The sequence below is a fragment of the Raineyella sp. genome, assembly GCF_034933565.1.
In the GTDB taxonomy this organism is placed as follows: Bacteria; Actinomycetota; Actinomycetes; order Propionibacteriales; family Propionibacteriaceae; genus Raineyella.
Genome location: NZ_JAYFNG010000004.1, coordinates 1 through 11,069, shown reverse-complemented (window position 1 = coordinate 11,069; position 11,069 = coordinate 1). Strand labels below are relative to the sequence as shown.

General features: G+C 72.6%; 10 protein-coding genes. 5 read left to right on the top strand and 5 right to left on the bottom strand.

Annotated elements, in window-relative coordinates; translation table 11 throughout:
* The first annotated feature begins 199 nt into the window (after positions 1-199).
* From VB059_RS01495 to VB059_RS01485, 3 genes are all read left to right on the top strand, one after another.
* The gene (locus tag VB059_RS01495) at positions 200-1,408 is read left to right on the top strand and encodes a Gfo/Idh/MocA family oxidoreductase (protein WP_323420251.1); all 1,209 of its coding nucleotides are present in this window, start codon (positions 200-202) and stop codon (positions 1,406-1,408) included.
* 89 nt (positions 1,409-1,497) lie between these two features.
* A complete protein-coding gene (locus VB059_RS01490) occupies positions 1,498-3,153 on the top strand; it encodes an MFS transporter (protein ID WP_323420252.1) in 1,656 nt (551 codons plus the stop codon).
* A gap of 304 nt (positions 3,154-3,457) precedes the next feature.
* The gene (locus VB059_RS01485) at positions 3,458-4,594 is read left to right on the top strand and encodes a zinc-binding dehydrogenase (RefSeq protein WP_323420250.1); all 1,137 of its coding nucleotides are present in this window, start codon (positions 3,458-3,460) and stop codon (positions 4,592-4,594) included.
* A gap of 52 nt (positions 4,595-4,646) precedes the next feature.
* Here the strand turns inward: VB059_RS01485 and VB059_RS01480 are convergent, their stop codons facing one another.
* The 3 genes from VB059_RS01480 to VB059_RS01470 form a co-directional block, all read right to left on the bottom strand.
* Positions 4,647-4,868: a hypothetical protein gene (locus VB059_RS01480; protein WP_323420249.1), complete on the bottom strand. Its 222-nt coding sequence runs from the start codon at positions 4,866-4,868 to the stop codon at positions 4,647-4,649.
* 97 nt (positions 4,869-4,965) lie between these two features.
* Positions 4,966-6,432, bottom strand: a complete 1,467-nt coding sequence (locus VB059_RS01475; protein ID WP_323420248.1) for an FAD-dependent oxidoreductase — start codon at positions 6,430-6,432, stop codon at positions 4,966-4,968.
* Between the two features lie 38 nt (positions 6,433-6,470).
* Entirely contained in the window at positions 6,471-7,358 is an 888-nt protein-coding gene (locus VB059_RS01470; protein ID WP_323420247.1) for a 2-oxoglutarate and iron-dependent oxygenase domain-containing protein, read from the bottom strand.
* Between the two features lie 307 nt (positions 7,359-7,665).
* On the opposite strand from VB059_RS01470, the gene VB059_RS01465 reads away from it, so the two are divergent.
* Positions 7,666-8,682 carry an amidohydrolase family protein gene (locus VB059_RS01465; protein ID WP_323420246.1) on the top strand — a complete coding sequence of 339 codons (1,017 nt, stop codon included), beginning with the start codon at positions 7,666-7,668 and terminating at the stop codon, positions 8,680-8,682.
* A gap of 3 nt (positions 8,683-8,685) precedes the next feature.
* Here VB059_RS01465 and VB059_RS01460 read toward each other — a convergent pair whose 3' ends face one another.
* Together VB059_RS01460 and VB059_RS01455 are read right to left on the bottom strand one after the other, a co-directional pair.
* Positions 8,686-9,189: a hypothetical protein gene (locus tag VB059_RS01460; RefSeq protein ID WP_323420245.1), complete on the bottom strand. Its 504-nt coding sequence runs from the start codon at positions 9,187-9,189 to the stop codon at positions 8,686-8,688.
* A 29-nt stretch (positions 9,190-9,218) separates the two neighbouring features.
* Positions 9,219-9,863: a hypothetical protein gene (locus VB059_RS01455; protein WP_323420244.1), complete on the bottom strand. Its 645-nt coding sequence runs from the start codon at positions 9,861-9,863 to the stop codon at positions 9,219-9,221.
* Positions 9,864-10,039: 176 nt separating this feature from the next.
* Here VB059_RS01455 and VB059_RS01450 point away from each other — a divergent pair.
* Positions 10,040-11,069, top strand: a 1,030-nt coding sequence (locus VB059_RS01450) for a hypothetical protein (RefSeq protein ID WP_323420243.1), incomplete at its 3' end; no start/stop codon positions are given.

The following is an 11,069-nucleotide window of genomic DNA, read 5'->3' as shown; positions in this document are numbered from 1 at the left end:
GGGCCCCCTCGGCCGTCTCGGGGCGGTGGAGTACCGTCCATTGGTCGGACCAGGATCGGCGGCGGGGCGCCCACACTGTCATAGCTGAAGCGCAGGGCGAAGATTGTCCTAAGAAGACTTCCTATTTGACAGAACATATGGCACGATTGTTGACACGAGGCCACAGCGGTGTGGCCCTGGCAAGCAAGGAGGGCGCAACGTGTCGGACGTAGCCGCCAGCAGTACCCCACGCGTCGGCGTGGGGGTGATCAGCCTCGGGTGGATGGGCCGGGTGCACGCCCGCGCCTACCGGGGCATCGCCGAGTATTTCCCTGACCTGGAGGTCCGCCCGCGGCTGGTGTCCGCGTGTGACACCGTGGCCGAGACCCGGCTCGCCGCCGTCGGCTCGCTCGGGTTCCAGCGGGCGACGCCGGACTACCGCGAGGTGCTGGCCGATCCCGAGGTCGACGTGGTGTCGATCTGCGCACCGAACTTCCTGCACCGCGAGATGGCGCTGGCCGCCGTCGAGGCCGGCAAGCCGTTCTGGATCGAGAAGCCGATGGGCGTCTCGGCCGCCGAGTCGCGCGACATCGCCCGGGCCGCCCAGGCCGCGGGCCTGGTCACCTCGGTCGGCTTCAACTACCGTCACACGCCCGCCGTCGAGCAGGCCCGTACGCTGATCCGCTCCGGCCGGCTGGGCCGGATCACCAACGTCCGGGCCTGGCTGATCGCGGACTACGCCTCCTCCCCGGAGGGCCCGCTGACCTGGCGCTACGAGCGCGCCCGCGGCGGCTCCGGCGTGATCGGTGACCTGATGAGCCACGGCGCCGACCTGGTGCAGTACCTGGTCGGGCGGATCTCGGCGGTCTCCGCCGTCTCGCAGACCTTCATCCCCGAGCGGCCCATCCCGACCAAGGTCGGCGTCGGCCACAGCGGCTGGGAGGTCTCCGACCAGCTGGGCCCGGTCGAGAACGAGGACTGGGTCGCCCTGCTCGTCCGCCTCGAGAACGGTGTCGTCGGCACCCTCGAGGCCTCCCGGGTCAGCGTCGGCCCGCGCGCCGAGTACATCATCGAGGTGTACGGCACGGAGGGTTCGCTGCGCTGGAACTTCGAGCATCTCAACGACCTGGAGGTCTGCCTCGGCCGTGACCTGGAGTTCCAGGGCTACACCCGCGTGATGGCCGGCCCGACCTTCCCGGAGTTCCACCGGTTCCAGCCCGGCGCCGGCACCTCGATGGGCTTCGACGACATGAAGGTGATCGAGGCGGCCCAGTTCCTGCGCTCGTTCGCCACCGGTGAACAGCTGGCCCCGTCGGTCGCCGACGGTTGGGCCGCTGCCGAGGTCGACGAGGCCGCCGTGGCCTCCGACGCGGACGGCCAGTGGCACGACGTGCCGCGGGTCGAGGGCACCACCACCTACGACATCTGATCCACCGTGCGCCCGCCCCGGTCCGGGGCGATTCGACAAGGGAGTCTTCCGTGCACACCTCAGCTCCATCCCCCCAACCCGAGGCGACGATGAGCCTCGACGTCACCCGCGACGAACTGCGCGGGCTCACCGAGCGGACGCCGGCCTCCGGCAAGCGCCGCTCGATCGGCGCGATCGCCGCGGTGGCGACGCTCGGATCGCTGCTGTTCGGCTATGACACCGGCGTGATCTCCGGTGCCCTGCCGTACATGTACATGCCGTACGCCGCCCACGGCCTGCACCTCGACTCGCTCGAGGAGGGCCTGATCGGCGGCACGCTGCTGATCGGTGCCGCGTTCGGCGCGCTGATCGGCGGGCGGCTCTCCGACCGTTACGGGCGCCGCCACAACATCCTGATGCTGGCCATGGTCTTCCTGGTCGGCGCCCTCGGCACCGCGCTGGCCCCGACGCTGTGGGTGATGTACCCGTTCCGCTTCATCCTCGGCTTCGCCGTCGGCGGTGCCTCGGCGACCGTCCCGGTCTACCTGTCCGAGACCGCACCGAAGCGCATCCGCGGCACCATCGTCGCCATCGACCAGCTGATGATCGTCGTCGGCCAGCTGCTCGCCTTCAGCTTCAACGCCGTGATCAACCAGGCCTACGGCGGGCCGCGGCTCGACATCGCCAGCGACCCGGCCGGCATGCTGCAGCCGGGGATGCAGTCCTGGGACAACGTCGCCGGCCTGCAGAGCGCCCTCGGCGGCGCCCTGGGCCCGGACGCCTGGGCCGCGTACGTCAACCACCTGACCATCGTCGGCGGCAACGGCAACGCCTGGCGGCTGATGCTGCTGCTGTGCAGCATCCCGGCGGTCGCGCTGTGGATCGGCATGCGGGCGATGCCCGAGTCGTCGCGCTGGTACATGGTGCAGCGGCGCTACTTCGAGGCGATCGGCTCGCTGAAGCGGGTGCGTGACCAGCGTGACGGCGACATCGTCGATGAGCTCAACGAGATGGTCGAGAAGGAACGCCGCGAGGAGTCGCTGCCCAAGGGCACGATGCGCGACATCTTCCGCACCCCGTGGATGCGCCGGCTGTTCATGGTCGGCATCCTGCTGGCCGTCTGCAACCAGACCACCGGCGTCAACACGGTGATGTACTACGCCCCCAAGGTCCTCGAATACGCCGGACTGGGCACCTCCGCCGCCATCACCGCCCAGGTCGCCAACGGCGTGATGTCGGTGCTCGGCTCCGCCCTCGGCCTGTGGCTGGTGTTCAGGTTCCGCCGCCGCCAGATCCTGATCACCTGCATCACCCTGGTCGCCGTCAGCATGTTCGCCATCGCCGGCCTGTTCACCGGGCTGATCCAGCCCTACATGGCCGCCGGCACCAAGCCGCCGATGTACGCCCCGATGCTCGTCCTGGCCGCGATGGGCTTCTTCATGCTGGTCGTCCAGTCCTCCAACGGGCCGGTCGTCTGGACGATGCTGGGCGAGATGTTCCCCGCCCGGGTCCGTGGCATCGCGAACGGCGCCGCCGTGTTCTGCATGTGGGTGGTCAATGCGATCATCACCTTCACCTTCCCGGCGATGATGAGCCACCTCGGCGGCGGCCTCACCTACTCCCTCTACGGAGTGGTCAACGTGATCGTCGCGATCGCCCTGTGGCGGGTCATGCCGGAGACCTCCGGCCGCTCGCTGGAGGAGCTCGAGGAGCACCTCGAGGTGGTCTACACCAGGCCCGGCGACAAGGTCCCCGACCTGGTCTGATCGCCCGTCGTCCCCGTCCCGATCCTTCTCCCAGGGAGCCCCGCCGCCCGGCGGGGCTCCCTGTCGTCGTCGATCCCGTCGCCGATGGGGCCCTCGACCAGTCGGCCGGCCTCGGGTGCGCGGCCCGCAGCCTGCTGGCCGCCGACTCCGCCGACTCCGCCGTGCTCACCGACGAACCGACTCGACGTGCGGACTTTGTCCTAACAAATACTTCACAAGGAGGAGATTGATCGGTAGTCTGGTGGCGGAGGTTCACCGAGAAGGGCGAACTGACAAGGCGTTGACTCCATGGAAGGGTTCACAAATGTCTGCACAAATCCCGTCCACTATGAGGGCTGCGGTCCTCCGTGACCCGGCGGAAGGGCTCCGGGTCGAGGAGATCCGGACCCCGCACCCGAAGGCCGGCGAGGTGCTGATCAGGGTCGCCGCCTGCGGCCTGTGCCACTCCGACCTCCATGTGCTCGGTGGGGCGATCGCGTTCCCGCTGCCGGCGGTCGTCGGCCACGAGGTGTCCGGTGAGATCGTCGAGGTCGGTCCGGGCAACGAGAACACCGGGCTCGCGGTGGGCCAGCAGGTGGCCGGCGCGTTCCTGATGCCGTGCGGGCAGTGCGCGGCCTGCGCCGCCGGGCGCGACGACCTGTGCGGGCCGTTCTTCGATCTCAATCGCCTCCAGGGGCGGCTCTACGACGGCACCACCCGGCTGGCCACCCTCGACGGCGATCCGATCGCGATGTACTCGATGGGGGGCCTGGCCGAGTACGCCGTCATCCCGTCGACCTCGGTCACCGCGGTGCCGGATGACTTCGACGTGGTGCCCGGCGCCATCCTGGGCTGTGCCGCGATGACCGCGTACGGCGCGGTCCGCCGTGGTGCCGACCTGCGCAGCGGCGAGACGGTGGCCGTGGTGGCCACCGGTGGGGTCGGCTCGACGATCATCCCGATCGCGCGGTCCTTCGGCGCGCGGCAGGTCGTGGCGATCGACGTCTCCGACGAGAAGCTGGCGGACGCCCGGGCGCTCGGCGCCACCGACGTGGTGAACTCGGCCACCTGTGACGACGTCCGGGCCGCGGTGTTCGCCCTCACCGGCGGCCGTGGGGTCGACGTCGCGTTCGAGGCGCTGGGGCGTCCGGAGACCTGGACCACGGCCCTGGATGTCCTCGCCGACGGCGGCCGGATGGTGCCGATCGGCCTGGGGGCGGGGGTGCAGACCGCGCAGGTGGAGATCAACCGCACCGTGCGCCGGTCCCAGTCCATCCTCGGCTCGTACGGGGCGCGGACCCGTCAGGACCTGCCCGAGGTGGTCCGGCTGGCGGCTGCGGGGGTGATCGACTACCGCGGGCTGGTCAGCCGGCGCTACCCCCTCGAGCAGGTCGCCGACGGGTACGCGGCGCTGCGTCGCGGGGAGATCCGTGGGCGGGCTGTCGTCGACATGTCGCTGTGACCGTCGCGGGGCCCGCCCACGGGCGGGCCCAGCGACTCAGCGGCTCAACAGCTCAGCGGTTCAGCAGGGAGAGGGCGTACGCGGTGGTGGCGGCGCAGGCGGTGAGCCCGGCGGCCACGGCCACCAGCGGCGCGGCGAGTGCGACGGAGCCGGCGACGAGGACGGCGCAGACCAGCAGGAGTGCGATCAGGCCGACCGGGAGCCCGGCGGCGGTGAAGCGGCTGTCCAGCTCGGCGGTGCGGCGAGCGGCGATGTAGGTGGTGACGGTCGACATGACATTTCTCCTGTCATCGGGGGGCGACCGTCCTGAACCAACGACCGTGGTGGTTCAGCACGGTCGTTGTGCCTTGTATTTGCCTTCGATCAATATGTTAGTACAAAGTCTGTGGCGGTGGTGAATCGGGGGTCCCGCCGGGCGGCACGGCGTCCGGTCCGCCGTCCCGGCACAGCCGCATCAGGTCGGACCAGGCGCTGATCTTCACCCGGGCCCGGCCGAGCGCCTCGCCGCGGGCCAGCTCGGCGGCGTCGATCGCCAGCCAGTCGTCGTACGTCGTCGGATGGACGCCCTGCAACCGCAGCCCCGGCAGCGGGTCCTCCGGATGCCGGGGGAGCGGCGGCAGATCCTCGAGGAGGTGACCCACGGTCTCGGCCGCGTCGGACTTGTTCGTGCCGATGACGCCGATCGGGCCACGCTTGATCCAGCCGGTGACGTACTCCCCGGACAGCACCCGGCCGGCACCGTCGAGCACCCGGCCCTCGCGGTTGGGAACGACCCCGCGCTCCTCGTCGAACGGCACCCCGGGCAGCCGGGTGCTGCGGTAGCCGATCGAGCGCAGCACCAGGTCCGCCGGGATCGTCCGGACCTGCCCGGTGGCCACCACCGCACCGTCCGGGCCGAGGGCCGTCCGGGCCAGCTCGAGGGCCTCGACCCGCTCGGTGCCGTGCAGGGCGATCGGGCGGTGCCAGAACAGGAAGTGCAGTCGGCGGCGGACCGGTGCCGGGTCGGCGCGGCCCGCCGCCTCGCGCAACGCCTCGATGTTCGCCGCCGTCCGGCGGTCCGGGGAGGTCGAGTCGATCCCCTCGAACGCATCCGCTTCGACGCTCACCGCCAGGCCGGGGGTGGCCAGCAGCTCGCGCAGCTCCTTGGTGGTGTAGCTGGCGAACTGCGGGCCGCGGCGGCCGATGATCCAGATGTCGGTGACCTCGGAACGGGCCAGCTCGGCCAGCACGGCCTCCGGCATGTCGGTCCCGGCGAGGGTGGCCGGGTCCTTGGCCAGGATGCGGGCCACGTCGACGGCCACGTTGCCGACCCCGACACAGGCGACGGAGTGGACGCCCCGCAGTGACTGCGGCTCCGCGTCGGGATGGCCGCCGTACCACGCGACGAACTGGCGCGCCGACCCGCTGCCGGGCAGGTCCTCCCCGGGCACCCGCAGCATCAGGTCGTCGGAGGCGCCCACCGCGTACACCACGGCGTCGTACGCGCCGAGCAGGTCGCGCCGGGTGATGTCGCGGCCCAGTTCGACGGTGCCGAGGAAGCGGACCCGGTCGGAGTCGAAGGTGCGGGCCAGGGCCCGGGCGACGGACCGGATGCTGGTGTGGTCGGGCGCCACGCCGTACCGGAGCAGGCCGAAGGGCGTCGGCAACCGGTCGAACAGATCGACCAGCACCGGCACGTCCGGCCGGCTGACGAGGTGCTGGGCGGCGAACAGGCCGGCAGGTCCCGCTCCGACGATGGCGATCCGATAGCACGCGGAGTCCTGGGACGGCGCTGCGTTCCGGTGGGGCGCTGCGTTCCCGGATGGCCCTGCGTTCCCGGACGGCACTGCCTCGACCATGCCGGCTCCTTCGTCGGGGTGGCGCCGAGCCTAGCCGCTCAGGCAGCGGCCGGCCACTCCCCGGCGGTCAGGTGGGCCAGGTCGAGGCGCTCCGGTAGCACCCCGTACGGGGCGTCGTAGGTGTAGGTCAGGCGGACCCGTTCCCGCCCGGCCGGTGTCAGTCGGTGCGGGGCGGCGCGCAGGTAGCCGTCGGTGAGGTCAGCCAGCAGGTCGCCGACGGTCACCAGGAAGGCTCCCGGCACTCCGTCCGCCGGCACCCAGCGATGGTCGGCGAGGATCCGGTCGCCCCCGCTCCACCCGTCGATCCAGCGCAGGGTGAGGGCGCCGGCATCGGTGTGGGACTCGATCGGGTGCCTCTGGGGGCGGTCGACGCCGTGCTCGCGGGCCAGCGAGGTCCAGGTCGCCGGGTCGCCGGCGAAGGCCCGGTCGAAGACGTCGGGGTCCAGTTCCAGGGCGACGGCCAGCCGGTGCAGCAGCGCCCGGGCGATCTCGGTCGCCCGGTCCTGGAACCACAGCGCCCGATCCCGCAGGGCGGGGAGGCGGGCCGGCCATTGGTTCGGGCCGACCAGGGACTCGCCGGGACGGGTCCGGTCGTCGGGCGGGATGACCGGGAGCTCGGCGCCGACGTCGAACTGTTCGCGCCAGCCCTCGGCCGGCCCACGGCCGAACGAGGTCCAGCCGCGGAACTGCTCCGATCGGGCCGTGTCGACCACGGCCTTGTCCTCGACCGGCAGGGCGAAGAACAGCCGGGCCAGGTCGAGGAGCTGGCCGGGGATCTCGGGCCGCAGGCCGTGACCGGTCAGCAGGAAGGCGCCGGTGTCACGGGCGACGGCGCGCAGCTCGTCGGGGTGCAGGGCGCCGAGGTCGAGGACGGGGAGGTGGGACGTACGGGTGAGCGGGGCGTGATCGATCGTGTGCACGGACACGGGAGACTCCTGGGGACAAGCAGAAAAGGGTGAGGATCGTCCGGGGACGCGCCGAGGCGCCGGGCGCTGGGGCCGACGGGCTCAGCGCGACAGCATTCGCTCGCACCGACACGCACGACACGGCATCGCCGCGACGGCGGCGACGGGGTGCGGGGCGGGGGCGATGTGCTGCATGGGACTCCTGACAGATGCTTGCGGAAGCAACATTAGGTGAACTTTTGGATCAGATCAACCATTGTGATGGTTCCGGTGCAACCGGCCGCGTGGAACTCCTGCCGGAACGTCGCGGCCGTCCTACGGTGGGACCATGAGCCCGGGCTATCCGACACTGCGCCAGGTCGACGTCCACACCCACGCGCTGCCACGGCCGTTGCTGGACTGGTTGGCGGCGGAGGGCCTGGCCGACCTCGGCGGCCTCACCGAGGGAACGATCACCCTCGACCCGCGGGTCAGCGGCGCCACGACCGCCACCACGACCCCCACGGCCGCGGCCCCCGTGACCCTGCCCTACCCGGTGGAGGCGTACGACGTCGACGCCCGGCTGGCGGTGATGGACGAGGTCGGGGTCGAGGTGCACGCGGTGGGGATCTCCCCGCAGCTGCGCGCCCCGCTGTCGACCGACGAGGTCTTCGTCCGGGAACTGACCCGCCGCAGCAACGAGGCCTTGGCGGAGTTCGTCGCCGGTGCCCCGGACCAGTTGGTGGCGCTGGCCAGCGTGCCGGTCGGTCTGCCCGATGCCGCCGACGAGGTGCGCTACTGCCTCGACGAGCTGGGGATGGCCGGGGTCACCCTCGGCACCCGGGGTGCCGGCCGCGACCTGGTCGACCCGGTGCACACCCCGCTGTGGGAGCTGTTGGCCCAGCGCCACGTGTTCACCCTGCTGCATCCGGTCGCCGCCCCGGACCGGGCCGGCTCGGTGGCCACCGCGATCGACATCGCCCTCGGCGTCACCGCGCTGCTCCGTGCCGGGGTCCTCGAGACGTACGACGTCCCGCTCTGCCTGGCGTACGGCGGTGGCGCGCTGCCGGCGCTGCGGGGCCTGCTGCAGCGCGGCTGGGAGCGCCTCGACGAGGGCCCGGGACTGCGGCACTCCCCGCTCGACCAGTTGCGTCGGCTCTACTACGACACCGCGACCTTCGACACCCTCCAGCTGCAGCAGCTGGTCGAGTTCGCCGGGCCGGCCCACGTCGTGATGGGCAGCGACTTCCCGGCGGTGCTGGGCGACACTGACCCGATCGGGGTGGTGGAGGCCTGCCAGTTCGGGCCGGTGCAGGAGATGATCACCGGGGTCACCGCGACGTCGCTGCTGCGGCTGCCCGGCTGAGTCTCAGCGGCCGGTGCCGCGCAGCGACCCGGTGATCGGGTCCGCGGAGACGGCGACGCAGACCGTCGGGGCCGGCGCGGCCCGGTCCCAGCCCTCCGCGGAGGCGGTGAGCACCCGTACGCTCACCGTGCTGCGGTCCGGCGTGACGCCGACGTACGGCTCGAAGGCGTCGGTGCACGGGTCGCCGGGCCGCGGGGCGTCGGGCACCGGGTCGGCAGGCGTGGGGTCGGCAGGCACCGGCGCGCCGGACACGACGGCGAACACCTCGCCGGTGTGGTCGGTCCCGCAGCCCAGCGCCTCCAGGTAGGCCACCTTCCCGTCGCGCGGCAGCCGGTCGGCGTCGAGACACATCCCGGTCCGGACGTCGGCCAGGTGCACCATCGTCGCCGGCGGGGGTGTCTGCGGTCTGGGCGTGGCCAGCAGGGTCCGGGAGCCGGTGGTGCAGCCGGCCAGTGGCAGGGCCAGCACCAGGGCCGCCAGCAACCCGGCGCGCGTCGGTCCGGACATCGTCGGTCTCCTCACAGCGGACGGCCCTTTCACAGCAGACGACCTTCGGTCGTCAGCAGCCGGGTACGGGACCCCTCGGGCAGGCCGTCCAGCAGCGAGTCGGTGACCGCGAGGACGGCGCCGCCGCGGCGGGCGCGGGCCGCGACCCGGTCGCGCACCTCGTCGGTGGTGTGATTGGTGACGTCGACCAGCACCACCGGCGCCGAGTGCAGCAAGGTGACGGCGATCGGCAGCACGCTGCGGTCGGAGCCGCGGGTGTCGCCGACCCGGACGTCGACGGCGTGACCGTGCCCGAGGGCGGCCAGTTCGGAGGCCGCGTCCTCGACCGTCCGGTGGGCGAGCTCGGCGACGGCGTGGGCGCAGCTCAGTCCCGGGTGCGGGGCCCGCAGGGTGGTGCTGCAGACGATGCCGCGGCGGCGGACGGCGACGACGTCGCGGGCGCAGGCGAGGGCCAGGTCGGTGGCGCCGTCGGGGTCGCGGTAGACCAGATGCCCGGAGGTGAGACTGCAGTGGCCGCTGACCAGGCGCAGCAGGTTGCGTCGGGTGCGCTCCTCGGCCGCCGTCACCACGGTGAGCCGGCCGGAGGTGAGCTCGAGGTCGATGTCACGCACGGTGGCGGCCCCTGGCAGGTCACCGTTGAGCGCGGTGGCCACCAGACTGACCGGCCCGGACATCACGGGCCCGCCGGGGGGATGCGGGGGGACACGGAGGCGACGGTACCAGCATCGGCGAGCGCCGGTCACCCGGCACGGACCGACAGCCGGCCCGTCGTGGGGTCGGCTCGTCGTGGGGGCGGCTCGTCGTGGAGCGCTGCCCGGGGCAGCGGCGGCGACATCGCTACGCTGACTCCATGCGTTGGCGAGGATGGCGGGGGGCGGTGACCGGCCTGGCGGTCTGCGGGCTGTTGGCGGGCTGTGGTGCGCCGCAGCACGCGGCGGCCTCGCCTCCGCGGCTGACCGACGTCGCCCAGCGCAATTTCGTCTACCGCGGCGGCTGTGGCTGGGACAAGCCCGCCCTCGACACCGCGATGTCCTGGGGACGCCAGAGCGGCGTCGTCACCCGGACCGGCCCGGTGCCCTCGCGCGCCGAGGTGGTCGACTGGCGTACGGTGCGGCTCGGCAGCCCGGCGCGCGACTACCTGCTCGTCCGGCTGCAGTGCTCGATCGGTGACGCGACCGCCACCGGCTGGCACCTGCTCGGCTTCGACGGCACCCAGCCGGTCGATTTCGGTATCGTCGCGGCGGCGTACGGCCCGGTGGACCTGCAGGTCACCGACGGCCAGCTGGTCGTCTCCCACGAGTACCGCCGGACCGGCGACCACGGGCTGTCCGACACCGGCCGGACCGACTACCGGGTGGCGATGGTGGGCAACACCCCGGTGCGGCTCTACGGCGACGAGCAGGCCTCCGACGTGCCCGCCGCGGTGGCCGGCTGGGCGCCGAACGCCTGGCGGGCCGGCCTGGTGACGCTGGTCACCTCCAACGCCGCCGGCGTCACCGGCTGGCATCTGGGCCTGCAGATCGACGCGACGACCGCGATCACCGGCGACGATCTCACCGTCGGCGACGCCGGGTGCACACCGGCCGCCGCCTGGACCCATGCCGGTCAGCGGATCGACCCGGCCCGGACCGAGGGGTGGGTCGGGTCGGACGGCGCGGGCCAGCGCGGCTCGCGGGTGACCCTCTCATTGCCCACCGACGCGCCTGACCTGGCCCGGATCAACCGACCGGACGTGCCGCTGGCGGCCCCGGCGCCGGGGCTGCTGGTCACCGGCTCCGGCCTGGTGCCGGCGCGGGCCCCCGCCGGCACCGCCGCGGTCACCACGGCCGGGGTGGTGACGGTCTCGGTGACCTCCCGCGCGCCGGCCGCCGACCGGTTGG